Here is an 18,927-nt window from a genome sequence, read left to right as displayed (position 1 = left end):
TCTATCGGGTTTTCAGTTCTTTTTCTCCACAATAGAGGCTATCTTTAGTCATTATGTTTTCAAAGAAGTCTCACTCAATAAACATACTGGAAACGCCATTCTCTACCGTCACTTCAGGCGGTCACTGGTTTCATGCAACCCGGGAAACCGTTGAAAAGTATGTGCCCGGTTTGCTGAAAAAATATTCGTTCGAAAGTTTGATTTCCAAGGCTGTGACCTGGATTGACAGTGCAGACTCTTTAGCCATGCTTCTCTATTTAGGATTGGCCTTTATTACGGAAACCTGGCTGGCAGCCGTGATCGCCTTTGTTTTTCATTACTGGTGGTATCATAGAAAAAGCGCATTTGTAAATATTGTCTTTGAAAAAACGGTAAGGATTTTAAATTCGGAAATTCTTCAGGTCTCGGTTGCCGCTGTAGCTCTAAGTTTTATGGGTATTAATGAGATGTATTTAGCTGTCTCGATTGGCATTATCTACTTTTTCCTGTTTAAAATTAGCCTGCTTAGAAGGCTTTGGGATAAGTTCGATTCCAACAGGAAAGGAGATAAACTTCCGCTAAACGATCGGGTTCTAAAGATGGTTTTAATACGTTATGCCGTCTACGAGGATATTCCACCGGTTGAGGTTGGAAAACTGGATCAGCAAATCAGACAAGCGGTCATAGATTTTAATACAAAAAAGAAGAAATGAGTGTAAAACGGCTTTTGATAGCGCGTCATGGTGAAACAGACTATAACTTAAAGGGACTTATGCAGGGGAGAAACATAGACGCTCCGCTGAATGAAACAGGCTGGTCCCAGGCAGAAAAACTATCCGGTTACTTAACAAATTACCGGGCCGATAAACTATACAGCAGTTCGTTACAGCGAAGCTGGCAAACTGCAAAACCTTTTAGCGATAAGCATCAACTCGAAACAGTGCGCGAAAAAGGCCTCGACGAGATGGATTTCGGAAAATACGAGGGTATTCCATTCGTGGAAGCTTCAGACGATTTAAAGGAGCTTAAATTAATATGGCAATCCGGAAGCCTGGATACACCGGTACCGGGCGGTGAATCTCCGGTTGAAGTTTTTGAAAGAGCAAATGAAGTAATTCAGCGCGATATTGAAAACCGTAAAAGTGATACTTTGGTTTACGTACTTCACGGCCGGTTAATCCGAATCTTGCTATCTAAATGGCTGGGTTACGGATTGGAAAATATGCATGAAATTGAACATAAGAACGGGGCTGTAAATCATCTTGTTTACGACGATGGGTTTAAAGCAGTGTACTTGAATAAAACCGACCATTTGAAGTAAAATTGATTCTTATTTTAAGATTTTGAGTTATGAGTGAAAAAGTTAGAAATATGTTTGCCGATATCGCCGATGACTATGACCGGATAAACGGCATTTTATCATTTGGCGTGCACAATGCATGGAGGAAGAAAACCGTGCTGGAGAGTGGAGCAAAGCCGGGCGACAGGGTGCTGGACTGTGCAACCGGAACAGGCGATCTGGCCCTTGAATTTAAGAAAACGGTAGGACACCAAGGGTACGTTTTAGGTACAGACTTCTGCAAAGAGATGATTGAGCACGCTCCGGCAAAAGCTGAAGATGAAAATCTTGTGGTGGAGTTTGAAGTAGCCGATGCGATGAATCTGCCTTATGATGATAATTCATTTGATGTGACGAGTATCGCTTTTGGAATCCGGAATGTTGATGATCCCTCGGTTTCATTGAAGGAGATGGCCCGGGTTGTGAAACCGGGAGGGCGCGTAGTTGTGTTGGAATTTGGCCAGCCTGAAGGACTCATTCGATATCCCTATCAGTTTTACAGCAAACACGTAATGCCAACGGTAGGCGGATGGATAAGCGGTAATCGCGAAGCCTACACCTATTTACCTGAAACGAGTGCTAAATTTCCTGCGGGTGACAAATTCCTGGAACTGATGAATGAGACAGAATCTTTCTCTTCCACCCGAGCTATAAAACTCACCGGCGGAATTGCTTACGTCTATGTGGGTACCGTAGCTTAGATTTGTTATATTCACAAACAATGACAGCATACCGGGTAAAAGTCTTAGACATGGTGATGTCAGCTTTAAATCTTTAAACTGCCCGATGATGTTGAGTACTGTGTAGGCAAACTACTTTTAATTTTATAAGCTAAGAGCATGAAAATCGAAGAGATTAAAAATTATATCCCACATCGATATCCCTTTTTGTTGATAGATCGGGTTATTGAACTGGAAGAAGATCGAATTGTGACCATCAAAAATGTTACCGTAAATGAAGATTATTTCAACGGGCACTTTCCCGGAGCGCCAATCATGCCGGGAGTGCTTCAGGTTGAAGCAATGGCACAATCGGGGGCATTGATGATTATGAAAAATCAGGTTGATGATCCCGAAAATACACTAATGGTGTTCACGGGAATCAAAAATGCGAAATTCAGAAAAAGCGTGGTTCCCGGCGACCAGCTTCGAATAGAAGTGAAGCTCGACAGCCAGAGAAGAAATTTCATTACCATGATAGGTACGGCAACCGTTGATGACAAAGTTGTTTGCGAACTGGAAGCATCAGCTGCACTTGTTTCAAAGGATAACGCATGAGTACAGAACTTCCATCCCAAAAACGAGATAAAGTAACAACTCAAACTGTGGTGGATATGAAGCGCCACGGTGAAAAGATCAGCATGCTTACGGCGTACGATTTCACCATGGCCGGCATTATTGACGGTGCCGGGGTGGATGTGATCCTGGTTGGAGACTCTGCCAGCAACGTAATGGCCGGACACGAAACAACCGTGCCGATGACGATGGATCAGATGATCTATCACACACAGTGTGTGGTGCGCGGTGTAGACCGGGCGCTGGTTATTGCCGATCTGCCGTTTATGAGCTACCAGGTAACAACGAAAGAAGCTTTAAAAAGTGCCGGCAGAATGATGAAGGAGGCCGGAGCACACGCTGTAAAAATGGAAGGCGGTGACCCTATTTCCAATACTGTGAAGCGTATTGTGGAGGCCGGTATTCCGGTAATGGGCCATTTGGGACTCACTCCACAAAGTATTTATCAATTTGGTACCTATAAGGTGAGAGCCAAAGAGGAGCATGAAGCAGATCAGCTTTTGAAGGATGCAAAAATTCTTGAAGAGGCGGGTGTGTTTTCCATTGTTTTAGAGAAGATCCCATCAGGTTTGGCCAAAAGAGTTACGGAATCAGTTTCCGTACCAACCATTGGAATTGGAGCCGGGCCTCATTGCGACGGACAGGTTTTAGTACTTCACGACATGCTGGGATTAAACAAAGATTTCTCTCCGCGTTTTCTGAGAAGATATGCTGATTTGCATTCCGAAATGGACAGTGCCGTTAAAGGATATATTGACGATGTGAAAAGCGGCGATTTTCCGAATGAAGATGAGCAGTATAAATAATCTGCGGTATTCGGATCAGCTTTTCCAACGTATAAGAATTGAAAAAAAAGATAATTAGTAGATGTCAAAACCTCGCAAGCCTCTGATATTAGTTTGTAATGATGATGGAATCTTTTCCCAGGGGATTCAGGCGCTCGCTGAAGTTGCCGACGAATTTGGTGACGTAGCCATTATCGCCCCTGATCGGCAGCAGAGTGCTGTGGGTCACGCCATAACAGTTTCCACACCTTTGAGAGCCCGCCCGTTCCGAATTGATGGCCGCTTCGACGGTCAGGCCGTTTCAGGAACTCCGGCCGACTCCGTAAAACTGGCTCATAATCAACTTCTGGATCGAAAACCGGATCTGGTAGTGAGCGGCATCAATCACGGAAGTAATGCCGGGATTAACATTCTCTACTCCGGAACCGTTAGTGCGGCTACGGAAGGTACAATTCTGGGTTATCCTTCAATTGCAGTATCCTGTACTGACTTTGATGAGGATGCAGATTTAACCGGCTGCCAGGATGCAGCTCGGAAAGTGATCGGATATGTTTTGAATCACGGTTTGCCAAGGGGAGTAACGTTGAATCTGAATGCGCCGTCCGGTCCTTTGAAAGGAATAAAATGGGCTCGCCAGGCGAACAGTCGATATGTAGAAGAGTTTGAGGGCAGGGTAGATCCCCATAATCGCAATTACTACTGGATGACGGGTAAATTTCAGCTCCTGGATGAGGATGAAAAAAATGATATCTCCATTCTCGAAAAAGGTTATGCATCACTCACTCCCATTCAGTACGATCTTACAGCCTATTCTCTGCTGAATGATTTGAAAGATATTGAGCTATAGCCTGTTTTCTTTCAGTGTTTCGGCTATGTCGAGCCACATCTGGTTTACCAACGGTTTTCGCTCTTTGCTAACCTGAAGATCGATCTGTTCGAGATGGCTTAGCGAATACTTACCGATATGCTCACCCCAAACGGCACTCTCTTCTGTTACAAAAGCGTCATTCACACCCTCTTTTTGATAAATCAGCTGATTTTGAAGACGCAGAATAGGATTCAATGGATGTTTTGTCCCTTTACCTACCCCGGCGCTGATCGAAAAGTATTTTATATCCTCGTTATTGGGAGTTGCCGGGTTGAATATCTCTTCAATGTATTTTCGCGTTAGCTGTTCAACTGCAGCTACGGCGTTGCTTTTCTGATCCGGAAATACATTCTCACCAAACCAGTTCATCAGCTCATTTAGTTTCTCCTTAAGCAGTTCAGGAGTGGTTAAAACAATTTCGGCAAGGCTTGTGCCGTGATGAGGGGTGGCAACGGTTGTAAGTGAAGCCACGGAGCTGCTGATGCCGAGATTATGAATGGCGTATCTCATATCCAGGCCACCCATGCTATGAGCAATTACGTTGAACTTCTCATAGCCATACTTTTCCTGAAGCTGCCCAATGCGCTCAGCCCACTGGCTGGCTCTGATTTCAATGGTAGCGTAGGGTACGATATTTGGGGCAAAGGCTTGAATACCAAAACTTCTGAGACGCAGGCAGGAGTCGTGCATGGGAGAAGGTTTCATCAGCATTGACATACTCCCGTAACCGTGGCAAAGCAGTACCGGATGGTTAAGTTGAATAATATCCGGCTGGGGAAATTCGTCCAGCTTAAGTTTTTTAAGATATTTTTGAGGTTCAATCCACTTCATGGGAATCCTGGCCGGGTAAAATTTCGGGTTGATTTTGCTGCAATTTCAAATCTTGATCATCCTGTATAATGAGTGTTCTGTAGACCTGGTTGTTAACCAGTAAGTGCAATCGCATATCCCTGTCGGGGAACTCCACCTTGGCAACCGGATTGATTCGATAAGGCCATAACTCCTCTTTCATTGTATAATGTAAGGTGGTCTTTGAAAAGTTGGGAGCTACTCTAATGTTATAAACTCTCCGCGAAAAAACGGAATCAATCTGAATGGTTCTTTTACGAACCTGATTTGGGGCAATATTAAAGTCTTCGAGTGTCAATGTGATCAGAGAATCAATCTGCGAACTGTGGACCAGTTTTTTTTGCGTAATTGGTGATGTGCCAATTAACAAGTAGGCTGCGAGTATGCAGGAGAGAGCTAATAAAGTTACAATAAATATCCGCCTGCTTTCAGACTGCATAAATTTAAATCTGTGACTAATGGTTTAACGGGTAATAGCGATTTTGAACAGAACATTGTGGCCTGTACTTTCTACAGGTGTTTAAAATTATAATGTAAGAATTGATTTCGACTGATGGCATACCGATTTCAAAAGATTGATTCAAAACATGAGATCGATCTGTTTCATGAATTCCCCTTTTCTATTTACAAAGACTATCCAAAATGGATACCGCCGCTTCGATTTGAGGTTGAGAATGTATTTAACCCCGAGAAGAACTCCTTTTTTGACGGCGGGACCTGTGAGCGCTATCTGATGTATGAGGGTGAGAAATTGGTTGCCCGGTTTGCCCTGATGAATCACCCCGAAAAGGATTCCGCACTGACTCCAAAAATGGGAGGATTGGGCTTTCTGGAGATGATCGATGATCAATCTGTTGCGGATGAAATCATTCGATTTGCCAAGGTATGGCATAAAGAACACAATTACAGAGCATTTCGAGGCCCTGTCAATTTTGGGCAGAACATGAATTACTGGGGATTACTGGTGGAGAATTTTGAAGAGCCGCCAATCTATGGAATGTTCTATCACCCGCCTTACTACAAAGAGTTGATTGAGAATACAGGTGCTGTAAAGCTGGATGATCACTGGAGCTATAAACGTGATTTTGCAGAGCCGCTGCCTGAGCGATTTGTGCGAATAACTGATCGAGTTGAGAGTCGCCCGGATGTTACAACCCGGCCTATCGATATGAAAAATCTGGAACGGGATGCAGAATATATCCGAACAATTTACAATCAGGCGTGGCAACATCAGGATATATCGGAGCGTGAGGATGAGTTTACCGAGCTGACCCAAGAGGCAACTCAACAGATGGTTCAGGATTTGAAAAGAATTATGATTCCGGAGAGCGTTCAGCTTGCGTTTGTAAATGGTGAGCCGGCGTCATTTTCTGTTTCTATTCCTGATCTGAATGAGATATCGGCCGAAACGGGAGGTAAACTAAATTGGTGGCATATTCCGAAACTGATGCGTTTTAAGAAAAGGGTAAAGCATCTTCGCACCATGGTTTTCGGGACCTTACCAAAGTATCGTAAGCTCGGTTTAGAAGCTTTGGTCTTTGTTCGGGGTATTCAGATGACACATGAGGCGGCGCCAACACTTGAGTATCTGGAGGGAGCGTGGGTCAGCGAAAAGAACTGGCTGATGCAGCGAAGCCTGGAAGCGCTGGGGTGCGTGCATCATAAAACACATCGAACCTATAGATGGGATATTGAATAGTAGAAAATTTCCCCTCAAGGGGAGTCCCCGATTTTCGGGGGAGGGGTGTTACGGTTTGAAGAATCAGTTATCACATGACTGATCTGACAACTCGGAATAGCGATATAAACTTTTTGTTCTCGCAGATTTGCGCGGATTGGAGCGCTGAATTTCGCAGATTAAAGACATGGACAACTCTCTTCAATCACTTCACTTTTTGATCAATAATCTTCTCAAGCCGGGCCGCGATGATCATCGGGAATTTTGAGGTGAGGTAGATTGGATTTTTTCGTCCGGATACGGTGATCTCAATTGTATTGGACTCCAGATCTGTGATCACATCTAAAATCTTTTTGAGGCGGTACTCTCTTGATCCTGAGCCATAAATTACAATCCTTCGATCTGTAATAACCAGCGTCCCTTCAATCTGAATTTCATATCCAAGCTTTCCTGTATTGAACACGTTTGTGCTGAAAGCGATCCTGAACGCGCTCTTCAAGCAGTCTGACATCATCAAAAACCGCAAAACAGCTCTCTCCTCTAACCAGCGGAATGGGAGAATCGGCCTCTTTTACCGGGCTCTCCATTTCTTTTCTTACAGATGATGCAAGGTTGAGATACTGAAGCTCCTCAAATATAAACTGATCCGAGAGATCAAGCTTTTTAATGAGTTCCCGAATCTGTGACTCCTCCTCTTCAGTAAGCAGATGGTCTTCCAAAACGGCATCCAGTCTGCGGGTCAGAATCGCCTGTTTTGTATTTTTGATAAACTCATCGCTGACCGGAATCTGTTTTTCAAGTTTGTTGTACGCAAAGATGTGTTCATCATCCATCTTTTCCATCGCTATCTGGATGATTACAGAAAAGAGATCCGGCATAAAGCGTTCGTTATAGCGCTTGGATGCTTTATTTTCAAATTGATGCATAACGTTTAAATCTACACTCCTCGGGTCATTTTCAAACGCTTCTGCAATGGTTTCAACCATTTGTCGCCCTTTCTTTCGCCACCTGTAATCGCTAAAAATTGACCAGGAGATCAATAGAAAACCGGCAGCTGAAATTGCCCACACTATTGGATTGGGAATTACTGCTGAGACTGCGATCAGGAATACGAGTAAAATCCATAGAACCGGGTTTTTATAGCGGGGTGTAGTCTCAATGAGCTCCGGCCATGGATGCGGCTCGATCAGATCGTAGGGTGGAGAGAAAGTTGCTCCGGTATCTACAAACAGATCGGTGGGGCCGTTAGGATTAACTTCAACAGGTCGTCCATCAGGTTTTATATGATCGGCCGGGCGACGCGACTTTTTTTTAGATCCTATTCGCTTACGGTAATAGAGACCGTGCCGGCCACCGTAGACATAGGCTCCGTTTCGATTCAATCCAATTCGGGCTCCCGTAACGCCACCTGAAACTCCAACTCCGCCTTTAGACAGGTTGATGCGCAATGGTCCCGCTTTAAACGCTTTTCTTATAAAAAATCCCATGGCGCCAAAACTCTGAAAGTTATCATCTGATAGCAAGGATTAATTGTTGAAATCCCTGCCAATAAAAACGACTAATTAACGAATGTTTCATCACAACTGCCCAAAATGATTGGAAAAAATATCAATCAATTTGTAGGCATGACTTCTCTTTCTCGCAGAGCAGCGCAAAGTGAACCGCAGATTTTCTGCGAGACTCAGCGAAAATTTCTGCGTAATTCTGTGAGGAAAAAGAGGATTGATTTATGACTTTAAAAAAAGTTAACTGCCACAAAAATAGAAGATGCTTGTAGGTTTAAAAATATCTCGGACAGTATTGTTGTTTCATATTTGTCTAAGAATATATCACCGCTTAAGTTTCAGTAAATCAAATAAAAATTTTATGAGTAATTACTACGCAGCTGTTTTTGGAGCCGGAATTTCCGGTTTATCCATGGCGAATCAACTTCACCAGAGAGGGAAAAAAGTTCTTTTGATCGATCCCTTTCGATCCGATCCCGAGGCTCCGGGTCCGCCGGCCGCAATGGTCAATCCATCAGCCGGGAAGAAAGGGAACCTGGTTTGGGAGTGTGAAAAGTGTTTAAACGCATTTCGGTCAAACATTGATAAGCTTTCCGAGCAATCCGGCAGAAACGATCTGTTTAACGCCACCGGTGTGCTGCGTCCGGCAATTACAGAAGAGCTGGCAGAGAACTTCAAACTTTCGCTAATGGAGCAGCCCTGGCCTGAAGGCTGGGTAGAATGGCTTGAGCCGTCTGAAATTGAAGAGATCAATCCAGGAATTGCAAAGAACTATGGCGGCTATTTTATCAAACCGGGACTTACTGTTTTTGTAGACAATTACCTGAACACATTCCGGAAAGTTCTGACAGATGGCGGTGTGACTTTCAGCGGTTCGAAAACGACGTATGAATTTCAGGAATCGGATTTTTTACTGACGGATGAAGAGGGTAAAACAGCTTCTGCCGAACATGTAATTGTTTGTGCCGGCGCAGATACTCCCGGATTTGACGATTGGGCCGAGCTCGGAATACAGCGTGTGAAAGGTCAGGTGGCCATTTTCGAAACCGATCAGGAACTGCCTTGGAAGCACGGACTCTCCGCTCTTGGATATATCCTGCGTCGGAAACCGAACGAGTTGATTGTCGGTTCAACGTACGAGCACCATTTTGATGATGTGAATATTACGGAAGAAGCATACAATCGGCTTTTTGGGAAACTGGAGAAAATTCTTCCCGAGATCAGTACAAAGGTTAAAAAAACCGGGCAGCTTGCTGGGGTTCGCGCATCGGCTCCGAATCATCTGCCGGTGCTGGGACGACATCGCAATAATCCACAATTGTGCATTTACTCTGCCATGGGCTCCAAAGGGTTGATCTACTCTGAGTATATGGCATCTATTCTGGCAGATCACCTAACTACTGGCTCAGAAATACCTGATGAATTAGATACGGAAAGAATTTACCGCCGACTTAGGAAGAAGGGAAAGATTTAGGAGAGTGGGTTCACCGCAGAGGCGCGGAGTGCGCTGAGGGGTTTTAGTTGGTGATTGTGGATTTCTGACATTATCAACTCTGATGCGAACTCTCTGATTCGACAAAATGAATCTCCTCCTGTTCTAATGGAGGGGAGTAAGGTTAGTTTTATAGCAAGTTCAGGTTAATTGTTTATTCGTTAGAGCTGTGATAGGACTTACAAATCAGGATTCTGAACACACCCCTCGCCAACACGGATCTTGCTTCGCAATTCCATGTTGGCATTTCCCCTCTCGAGAGGGGAGAGTTTAAAAAACTCTGCGACTCTGCGGTGAATTACATTCCTTCGATGTAATCCCCGAACTTCCAGTCGGATTGAAAATCAGGAGTGAGTTCCTGTTCGGTTAAAATGGCTTTGACCATCGCTACCGGTATGCTGTTGTTCTGGAGAATAGCATCGTGGAACTCTTTTTCATTCATTTCTCCTGAATCTACAAGCTCCATTCTGAGTGAGTAGAACTGCATCGCGCCGACCATGTAAGCGATCTGATAGAGAGGTCCGTAGTTTCCTTCAAACGATCGTCTTACTTCCGCTTCGGCATTGGCATATTCATGGCCCACTTTCTCAACCAGGTAGTCGATCGACTGCTGCGGAGTCCAGTTTCCAAGGTGATAGTTTAGAGAAAATACAATTCTAGCTGCGCGGTGCATTCTCCAGTAGAGCATCCCGATTCGGTCTTCAGGGCTGTTGGCAAATTCATTTTCGTAGAGTACAAACTCCCAGTAGAGCGCCCAACCTTCGGTCCAGAATGGTGTACGGAACATCCTGCGCTGGGTGGCGTAACGCTGGTTCATAAACTGCTGCAGATGGTGCCCCGGAATCAGCTCATGGTGTACAACCGCTTTTGAAAAGTGCGGATTGTTTCCGCGCATGCTCATCATCTTCTCTTCATGGGTCATGGTGTGAGTGGGATAGGCAATCCGGACCGTTTCACCGCCTAAAAAGAAGGGCGCGATTCTCTGCCACTCAGGACTCAGCATCATCATTCTCCAGGTCTCTTTTGCCATATCGGGGATAGTCACCAGATCTCGGCTTTCGAGGAAATTTACGGCTTCATCAGCCAGATCCTGAACCAGTTCCGGCTGCTTGCCGGCGGGCAGATAGGTGGTTTTTACATGCTCCAAAGCCGCTTTCCAGTCATCACCGTAGCCGAGCTCGTTCGATGCCTTCAGCATCTCCCGGAGAGTCCAATCGTACTGTTCATTGGCGATCTCAATGAGTTCCTGCGGGGTGTATGAGATCATCTCAAAAGCCAGCCGACGATTGATCTCTTCCTCGCCGATTGGGTTTCCCGCAATTCCGCTTTCATCCACGGTCTCCTGTTCCTCGTCGAAATGTTCAGCAGCCAGCTCAGCATAGGATTCGAGTGATTCATTAAGCATGGCAAACGGAGACTCAACCCACCAGTTGAAATCAGGCGAATAGCCGTAATAAAAATCGTAAGCCTCTTCGATTGCGTCTTTCAACTCTCCGATGGCTTCCGACAAATAGGTTGCGTCTCGTAGCGAAAGTACTTCGGTTGATTCCAGCTCATCTATTTTATTCTCAGTTTCATGAAACCAGCCGTTCATCCACTCTGCAACTTGCTGTCCTTCAACAGCGTGCCCTCTGCGGCGCAGTTCAATAAACTCCATGATTTCAACCGGTGCCGGTAAAAAATGTTCAATGCGACTGTACTGTTCACGATCCTCTTCCAGGAAGTAGAGCGACCGCTCCAGACTGTTCTGAAGTAAGAGGTAGTCCACTTGGCCGGAGTGAGACAGATCCTCAAAACTGAGAGAATCCAATTTCTGCAGCTGATCGCTGTAAAACCGTTCGAACCGGTCAAAATATTCATTGGATGCTTGGACAGAGTAGAGCCGCTCTAATGCTCCGTGATCGGCCTGATAGTGGGTGATAAGATCGGTAACCGGCTGGGCGGACAGGGCGGTTGATGTAGAGATGAAAAGAGATAGAAGCAGATATTTTGGTATGGATCGCATCGAATCATAGTTGGTTTCAAGTCACATCCATGAAACCAATTTATTTTGATATCTGCAACGAGAGGTTTGATTTTTAAACTCTTTGAGTTGAGCGTCTCAAATTCATGACTGCAAAAAAAGCGACTTTGGTTTTCGTTAGAAGAATACTTAATCCATAAGGAAGTGAGACCAAAAATAATCTGGGTTCTCATTTTCACATCAATGAATGTGCTTGCCCCAAAGTGGGCAACGTCAATAACATAGTGCAACGCGCTATGTCAGATGCTACTGTCAAATATAAAAGCCCTGAAAGGGCGTAATCCATACAAACTATTGCTATTCCACAGTCTCTCTCCAAAGTATGCACGTGTATAATATTAAGTATGTAGATCATCAAAAATTGAGTTTTAAGATGGGTACAGAAAATTCTTAATGAATTAAGGAGTGGACTTTGACGAACGGTATGTATGGGATTAATCCGACAGGCCGAGACTATGAAAATGGTGTAGTGGGACCGACGCCCGCGTTGGGGCTGCCGAATAGGTTTATTAGCTATCATCGTGCGTTGCACGATGTTACTGATCGGCACTCCTTTGGAGCTGTTCTCAACGTTGCTCGAACCGACGATGAAGGACTCTCTGAGTGACCACATCGGGTTGCAGCAAACTAATGAGGGAGAATGGCGTAGCCATGATGTGTATTATAGCGAGGCAGTCCAAAAAGACACATTAGTTCGAATAGCGCTTAAATAATTTAGTTTTCTTCTAATTATGACTGGTTCTACAGCTTCGCCATGGCTACTATTGAACATCCAAACTATTGCCCATTTTGTCATCCGCCGAATAGAGAGGCTTGATTGAAGGTATGGGTCGGGTTGAGGCGGTTCCAATTAAAGATGGTTACCAACACGACGTTAAAAAATGTTAGCAAAGTATATCTGCAGCGGAGCTGCGGGTGGTCGTCACCGGAGCAGAGCACCGGGACGAGGGGAATTAAATGTTCTCGACGAGCTCTTTTAGACTTCCTCAAGAAAGTTTTGTTGGTTTTAAACAATAAAACCTACCAATCCCCGACAGACAGTTTATGGCGCTTGTGGGTATTAACGTCACTTCGAGCAGAACGAAGGCGAGCCTTGTGAGCCGCAGTGTAGTCGAGAAGCCACTGCTTAAAAACGTGAGTTCTCGACTGCGCTCGAACGGACGTTGTTTTTAAATAATTTAGCGAATCCGGACTTTCAGGCCTCCCATCAGCCAGCGGCCGGGCATGGGGGCGCCGAGAATCTCCTGGTACTGTGTGTCGGTCAGGTTTAATCCCTGAACGTAAACGGTCAGCGGCCATTCGGAGAAGGCGTATTGCAGCTTCAAGTTGGTCAGGAAATATCCGTCGGGTACATCACCGGCTATTAGATCGGCCGATTCTGATGACCGAACTCTGTAGGATGATTCTGAAGTAACCCGGAATCGGTTCAGATCTGCATCAAGTGTGAATGAGAACTGATGTTTCGGGTGATTGGCGATATACTTTGAAATTTCACCTTCATTGCCGGAGGTTCGAATCCAGGTATATCCTGCATCGGTTCGGACTGTTTTTTGTGATCCAATGCTAAATCGCTGCGAAGCCAGAAACTCAACACCTGCGGTGTTGCTGGATGCAATGTTCCGCGTATAGAAATAGTTCTCATCCGGCTGCAGATTGTCGGCATTGTTGATGTTTGAAGAGTTTGTCAGCGCATAGTCTATCAGGTCGGATGATGTGCGATAGAAAAGTGTTGGAGAGATCAGCGTGCGGTTTGTAGGTCTCCAGTCCAGCCCCAAGTCAAAGGTCCAGGAGCGTTCCGGTCGCAGATCGGGATTTCCGATATTTCGCAGCGGAGCGAGATCCTCGATCTGAGATGAGATAAATCGCTCGGTAAAATCTCCTATTCGAATGGCCCGTCCGATGGAGCTTCGCAGGGTGATCTCTCCGCGATTGTATGCCATACTGAGCTGCGGAAGAATTTCAGGGTCATTCTGCGTATCAAACTGCAGACGCGTGCTGGCTGTCATGCTGAATCCGCTCTCCCAACCTGCAGAACCGATCAGATAAATTCCGCCCATACGATCGGAGTGATTGCCGCGGTCTGTGCTTTCAATCTGTTTATCAAGCATCTGTGCTCCGATCATGATCCGGCTGTTGGAGATTGAGGATCTGCCTGCATTGCCTAGATCGATCTGGTGAGACAGATTCAAAAACAGTTGGTCGGTCGTGTGTTCGTTCGGGGCGATGCCAATTCGGGAGTTGAAATCAAAAATGTCGTTCACGTTGCGGTAGGAGATATTCATCTCGGTTCTCTGCTGTCCGGTATCACGTGTGACGGCTCCCAAAACCCATCGGCTGGAGATCTGCTCTACGGATTCATCAAATTGACTGCGAGTGTAGAAATAGCGCGCACTGAAATCCCGTTCATCCACACCGCCGCGGACATACCACGACCAGCGATCGTTCATCCGGTAGGAGAGTGAAGTGCTGAAATTGGCCAGTTCAAAATAGTTGTCGTATTGACTTTGATCCGAAACACCGGCTTCAAAACCGGGGTTTGCCAGTCGCTCGCCATCAGAATAAACACCGCGGATGGATGTGCTCAATCTCCAGCGATCTTGCTGCAGTTCAAAAGAGAGGTCTCCCATTCGAAGGTTATGTTCTCCGTAGGAAAGGTCCGCATCAGCGTAGGAGAGCAGGCCGTTACTTTTTTTGATCTCGCGCTGCATGTACATTTTGGTTTTGATGTGAACCACACCGCCAACAGCGTCGGCTCCGAATGACGCACTGGATGGACCGCGAATGATCTCAATCTGGCCGATCTCACCCAGGGACACCGGAATATTGGTGTTGAAATGTGCGGTCAAGGGATCGTTCAGCGGAACGTTGTCGAGCATAAACAGAACCTGGGAAAAGGTGCTACCTCTCATTCCCACATCTGACTGAACACCAAATCCCTGCCTGGAATTGACGTTGATTCCGGGGATCGACTTGAGCAGGTCATCCACGGAAGTGACGGGCATCGCTTCAATCTCTTTTTGTGTGATAACGGCCACACTTTTGCCGCTTTCGGAAATGGTTGAGGTGATTCGGGATGAGGTGACTGAAATAGAGTCGAGCTCGGCTGTAAGCTGAGCTAAAATCAAGGATGGAAACAGAAAGGTCAGTGAAAAAATGAGAATAAATCTTTTCATGTGAACACGCTTAAATTTAAAATATCATCCACATTATTTTTGGATGATTATGTTGAGATCAGGTTTATTTGAGCGCAAAGATAATGGGCGTACCCTTCTCTGCAAAACGGAATAGAGGAAATCTAATTGGGGCAAAAATCTTACTTGTGAAGGTCGCGATGCTGCCTTCTTTTTAAAATCCAATGGATGATGGGAGGAGCAATAAAAAGTGCAAAAACAATCTGGCCGGTGTAGATGTAGATGAGCAGAGCTGCAAGGATGCAGACAAGAATAATGATAAATGAAATCAGCCAGACTTTTTGGTTTATTGTCATATATGGAAAACATTTTTTTCACCGCAGAGGCGCAAAGATAATTTGAATTAAAGAATTAAATGCGTTTTGCTTTTATTTATTTGAAGGTAAAAAATCCCCTCATTTCCAAGGAGGGGACTTAGGGGTGGTTCAAACAAGTCAGGTTCATTTTTAAACCTTTTTTAAGGAAAAAATGCCTGTCCAACCACCCCAACCCCTCCTTCATAAGGAGGGGACAAATTTGCTAAATCTATGATTCAGATATCAGGATGCTATTATCTACTATAGATCTTGATCAAGTAGCTTCGCCTTCCAGTCTCAGTACCTCAATCGGGGAGTGTTTGAAAATATGGCGGCTGCCGCTCCATCCAATAACAATAGCCGAGAGGACAACTACTCCCGTAATGGTTGAAAGTATCAAAATATCGGGCCTGAAAGCAAGATCAAAGTAGAACCAGGCAAGGGCCCAGCTGGCTACCAGTGCGAGCAATAGTCCGGTTAGTCCGGCAAGCAGCCCAAGGAGTGCATATTCAATCGTTTGAATTCCTGAAATCTGCTTTTTATTGGCGCCCAGTGTACGAAGCAGTACAGCCTCGCGGGTTCTCTGTCGGCGGCTGATCGCAATGGATCCGCCCAATACGATAAACCCGGTGAGGATACTGAAGAGTGCCATAAACTGAACAGCCATCGCAATTTTATTCAGAAACTCCTGCACGCTTTGCAGGGCAATTCCCACGTCAATGGCTGAAATGTTGGGATGACTCTGTACCACCTGCTGCTGTATGGCCGCGGTTTGCGTATCGCTGCCGGTTTGAACAACCGTGGCAAAAAACTGGGGCGCGTTTTCGAGTACGCCGGATGGAAACAGAACAAAAAAGTTGGGTTCAGCACGGGTGAAATCCACATCACGGATGCTGGCAATTCGGGTTTTAACCTGCACGCCCTGAACATTAAATGTAAGAGAATCTCCGACGGCCACTTGAAGGTCGTCCTCAATATTGGTCGCGATGGAGATCGGAACCACAGAGTTGATTCCATCTGCTTCACCAATCCATTCGCCTTCTGTGAGTGTTTCAGATTCACGAAGTTCACTCCGGTAGGTTACACGATATTCCCGGCCGAGAGCCCAGCTTCTAACATTAATCGTGGAATCTTCCCGCACTTCTGATGGAGTGAGACCATTCCATTTGGCCAGCCTCATGGAGACAATAGGTACATTCTGAAGAACTCTTCCTTCATTTTCCTCAATAATATTCAGGATATCCTCATTCTGGTCGGTCTGAATATCGTAGAGCACCAGGTTTGGCATATCATCGGAAAACTGAAGATCAATGCGCTGAAGGATGGCATCCTGAGACAGATAGAGCGTACCGATCAAAAGCATACCCATTCCGAGCGTGGTCATCAGCATGGAGGTCTGATTGTTGGGGCGGAACAGATTGGCCGTTCCCTGCCTCCAAACGTAGGTGAAGGATTTCAATCGAAGGCCTTTAATTCCGGCCATCAAAAGAGAGGCTGTGGCCCTGAGCAGAACAACAAAAAGAACCATACTCAGCGTAAAAATTCCGGCCACCATCAGGCTTTCAGTCAGAAATCCGATAATCAGTATTAAAACAGCGAGAGTGACCGCTACGGTAATTCCTTTTACTTTGGCGGACAGGGCCTGAATGGGTGAAAAATCAGTATTTCGAAGCGTCATCATCGGGGATACGGTACTGACACCCGCCAATGGAAGCAGAGAAAATACGACGCTGATAACTATTCCTGTGACCAAACCGAGGCCAATGGCTTGTGCAGAAATGGCCTGAACAATATCAAAAGGAAGCAGATCTGCAAAAAGAGTCGGCAGATAGAATTGGAACATCAGTCCTAAAAGTGTTCCAATGGCGGCTCCGATGAAGCCAAGCATGGAGATCTGGATAGCCACCGCGGCCAGGATCTGTTCAGCCCTCATTCCCAAGCAGCGAAGAGTAGCTACCATGGATGTTTTTCGCTTCAAATAAACGTGTACGGCACTGGCTACTCCGAGTCCTCCCAGAAGAAGTGCCACAAAAGCGATCAGTCCCAGAAATTTACTCAGGTTGGAAATAATTTCGTCAAAGTCCTCTTTGCGGGATTCAACCGTGTCATAGCGAACACGATACTCGTCCCGGTATTCACGCAATCCCTCAACGGCAGAGGCGACCGACTCGGGATCATCGAATTGAAAATAACTTTTGTAGGTAACACGGCTTCCGCGGTCGAGCAGGGAAGAGCCTTCAAGCATGTCTCTGGAGAGATAAACCCTGGGGCCTATTAATGAGAAAGCGGCAGCTTCTCCCGGTACGGAGATGAGTTCACCCAACACGGGTACTCTGAAATTTCCGACCTGAATGCTGTCGCCCGGCTGCAGGTTGAACTGCTTCATGGCCGACTGTTCCACGAGAGCTCCGCCTTCATTTTGGTAGCGGGCTGATGCATCTGCGGGGATGGTCTCAATTTCTCCGTAAATAGGATAGGGTCCGCCAATGGCGCGAATTTGAGAGAGTCGGTTTTGCCCTTCTTCACCATAGATCACCATGGAATTGAATTCAATGGCATCGGCAGTGCTGCCTCCGATTGAGTCAATGTAGGATTGAACTGCATCGGGATAAGGCTGATTCATTCGAACTTCGAGGTCTGCTCCCAGAAGTTCACGCGATTGATCATCAACCGTTAGCAGTACATCATTTCGGAATGAAAGAATGGCGACCAGGGCAGCCACACCGGCTATGACCGCAGACGTATAAAGAAACAGGCTTTTCCACTGTGGACGTGCATCGCGCCAGGCCAGTTTCCAGCTGAATGGGTTTAGAAGTTCTCGAATCAGTTTCATTCGGCCTGTTTGATTTCTGCGTTTACGGTTTCTGCAGCTTCGAACTCTGATTCAGTTTCTTCAAAACCGGTGTCCCTGAAAATTTCACCGCTTTTCAGCTCAATGATTCGATCACATTTTTCAGCCAGCTCGCGGTCGTGCGTTACAATTATCAACGTAGTTCCGGACTCTCGGTTCAGATCAAAAAGGAGGTCTTCAATCTGTTCGCCGGTTTCACTGTCCAGATTACCCGTCGGTTCATCGGCAAAGAGTATTTCCGGTTTGTGAATAAACGCCCGGGCCAGACCCACTCGCTGCTGTTCGCCACCGGATAACTGATTGGGGTAGTGGTGAAGACGATCCTTCAGACCAACCTGTGTGAGCAGCTCTTTCGCTTTCTGCTCCACTTCACGGTAAGGAGTGCCGCGAAGTTCAACAGGAACCATCACGTTTTCCAGGGCGGTTAATGTTGAAATGAGTTGAAAAGATTGAAATACAAACCCGATCTGTTCGTTTCGAACACTATTCAGTTCGTCCTCTTTCATATCTGAAATGGGCTGACCGTTAAGAATGACACGGCCTGAGGTTGGGCGATCGAGTCCGGCGCAGAGGCCTAAAAGCGTGGTTTTGCCACTGCCGGATGGCCCCACGATGGCGCACGAGATCCCTTTTTCGATATGAAAAACGATATTGTCTAAAACGGTTAGTTTATGATCTCCGCTTTGAAAGGTTTTTGTTACATTTTCGGCGGAAAGAATGGAACTGTGATTCATTGATAATCAGTTGGTTAGGAAACAATCAAACAAACATGTTGT

17 protein-coding genes are annotated in these 18,927 nt (G+C 45.8%); 8 read left to right on the top strand and 9 right to left on the bottom strand.

Annotated features, from left to right (window positions below; genetic code table 11):
* Window positions 1-53 precede the first annotated feature (53 nt).
* The 6 genes from U5K35_RS02410 (at window position 54) to surE (ending at window position 4,245) form a co-directional block, all read left to right on the top strand.
* Window positions 54-692, top strand: a complete 639-nt coding sequence (locus U5K35_RS02410) for a hypothetical protein (RefSeq protein WP_322569885.1) — start codon at window positions 54-56, stop codon at window positions 690-692.
* Window positions 689-1,300, top strand: a complete 612-nt coding sequence (locus tag U5K35_RS02405; protein WP_322569884.1) for a histidine phosphatase family protein — start codon at window positions 689-691, stop codon at window positions 1,298-1,300. Before U5K35_RS02410 ends, U5K35_RS02405 begins: the two co-directional genes overlap by 4 nt.
* 29 nt (window positions 1,301-1,329) lie before the next feature.
* Window positions 1,330-2,019: a bifunctional demethylmenaquinone methyltransferase/2-methoxy-6-polyprenyl-1,4-benzoquinol methylase UbiE gene (gene ubiE, locus U5K35_RS02400; protein ID WP_322569883.1), complete on the top strand. Its 690-nt coding sequence runs from the start codon at window positions 1,330-1,332 to the stop codon at window positions 2,017-2,019.
* Between the two features lie 138 nt (window positions 2,020-2,157).
* Window positions 2,158-2,595 carry a 3-hydroxyacyl-ACP dehydratase FabZ gene (gene fabZ, locus U5K35_RS02395; RefSeq protein WP_322569882.1) on the top strand — a complete coding sequence of 146 codons (438 nt, stop codon included), beginning with the start codon at window positions 2,158-2,160 and terminating at the stop codon, window positions 2,593-2,595.
* The gene (gene panB / locus U5K35_RS02390; RefSeq protein WP_322569881.1) at window positions 2,592-3,419 is read left to right on the top strand and encodes a 3-methyl-2-oxobutanoate hydroxymethyltransferase; all 828 of its coding nucleotides are present in this window, start codon (window positions 2,592-2,594) and stop codon (window positions 3,417-3,419) included. Before fabZ ends, panB begins: the two co-directional genes overlap by 4 nt.
* A 61-nt stretch (window positions 3,420-3,480) precedes the next feature.
* On the top strand, window positions 3,481-4,245 hold the full coding sequence (surE, locus tag U5K35_RS02385) for a 5'/3'-nucleotidase SurE (protein WP_322569880.1): 765 nt from the start codon (window positions 3,481-3,483) through the stop codon (window positions 4,243-4,245).
* On the opposite strand, the gene U5K35_RS02380 is transcribed toward surE, so the two are convergent.
* A complete protein-coding gene (locus tag U5K35_RS02380; protein ID WP_322569879.1) occupies window positions 4,240-5,097 on the bottom strand; it encodes an esterase/lipase family protein in 858 nt (285 codons plus the stop codon). The genes surE and U5K35_RS02380 overlap by 6 nt on opposite strands.
* Entirely contained in the window at window positions 5,084-5,554 is a 471-nt protein-coding gene (locus tag U5K35_RS02375) for a hypothetical protein (RefSeq protein ID WP_322569878.1), read from the bottom strand. Before U5K35_RS02375 ends, U5K35_RS02380 begins: the two co-directional genes overlap by 14 nt.
* 114 nt (window positions 5,555-5,668) lie before the next feature.
* Between U5K35_RS02375 and U5K35_RS02370 the strand changes: the two genes are divergently transcribed.
* A complete protein-coding gene (locus tag U5K35_RS02370; RefSeq protein WP_322569877.1) occupies window positions 5,669-6,814 on the top strand; it encodes a hypothetical protein in 1,146 nt (381 codons plus the stop codon).
* A 184-nt stretch (window positions 6,815-6,998) separates the two neighbouring features.
* Here U5K35_RS02370 and U5K35_RS02365 read toward each other — a convergent pair whose 3' ends face one another.
* Window positions 6,999-7,256: a hypothetical protein gene (locus tag U5K35_RS02365; RefSeq protein WP_322569876.1), complete on the bottom strand. Its 258-nt coding sequence runs from the start codon at window positions 7,254-7,256 to the stop codon at window positions 6,999-7,001.
* On the bottom strand, window positions 7,228-8,316 hold the full coding sequence (locus tag U5K35_RS02360; protein WP_322569875.1) for a DUF4236 domain-containing protein: 1,089 nt from the start codon (window positions 8,314-8,316) through the stop codon (window positions 7,228-7,230). The genes U5K35_RS02365 and U5K35_RS02360 overlap by 29 nt, the downstream gene beginning before the upstream one ends.
* Before the next feature lie 343 nt (window positions 8,317-8,659).
* Between U5K35_RS02360 and U5K35_RS02355 the strand changes: the two genes are divergently transcribed.
* Window positions 8,660-9,772 carry an NAD(P)/FAD-dependent oxidoreductase gene (locus U5K35_RS02355; protein WP_322569874.1) on the top strand — a complete coding sequence of 371 codons (1,113 nt, stop codon included), beginning with the start codon at window positions 8,660-8,662 and terminating at the stop codon, window positions 9,770-9,772.
* Window positions 9,773-10,088: 316 nt separating this feature from the next.
* Here U5K35_RS02355 and U5K35_RS02350 read toward each other — a convergent pair whose 3' ends face one another.
* The 5 genes from U5K35_RS02350 to U5K35_RS02330 all read right to left on the bottom strand — a co-directional run bounded on the left by U5K35_RS02350 (window position 10,089) and on the right by U5K35_RS02330 (window position 18,885).
* Window positions 10,089-11,795, bottom strand: a complete 1,707-nt coding sequence (locus U5K35_RS02350; protein ID WP_322569873.1) for a DUF885 family protein — start codon at window positions 11,793-11,795, stop codon at window positions 10,089-10,091.
* Between the two features lie 1,196 nt (window positions 11,796-12,991).
* A complete protein-coding gene (locus U5K35_RS02345) occupies window positions 12,992-14,986 on the bottom strand; it encodes a TonB-dependent receptor (RefSeq protein WP_322569872.1) in 1,995 nt (664 codons plus the stop codon).
* Window positions 14,987-15,126: 140 nt separating this feature from the next.
* Window positions 15,127-15,300 carry a hypothetical protein gene (locus U5K35_RS02340; protein ID WP_322569871.1) on the bottom strand — a complete coding sequence of 58 codons (174 nt, stop codon included), beginning with the start codon at window positions 15,298-15,300 and terminating at the stop codon, window positions 15,127-15,129.
* Between the two features lie 274 nt (window positions 15,301-15,574).
* A complete protein-coding gene (locus tag U5K35_RS02335; RefSeq protein WP_322569870.1) occupies window positions 15,575-18,133 on the bottom strand; it encodes an ABC transporter permease in 2,559 nt (852 codons plus the stop codon).
* Window positions 18,130-18,885, bottom strand: coding sequence for an ABC transporter ATP-binding protein (locus tag U5K35_RS02330; protein WP_322569869.1), 756 nt, complete (start codon window positions 18,883-18,885; stop codon window positions 18,130-18,132). The genes U5K35_RS02335 and U5K35_RS02330 overlap by 4 nt, the downstream gene beginning before the upstream one ends.
* Between the last annotated feature and the right edge of the window lie 42 nt (window positions 18,886-18,927).

Source organism: Rhodohalobacter sp. (assembly GCF_034521535.1).
In the GTDB taxonomy this organism is placed as follows: domain Bacteria; phylum Bacteroidota; class Rhodothermia; order Balneolales; family Balneolaceae; genus Rhodohalobacter.
Note: the sequence above shows the minus strand (reverse complement) of the source record. Positions and strands in the feature narration are given on the sequence as shown.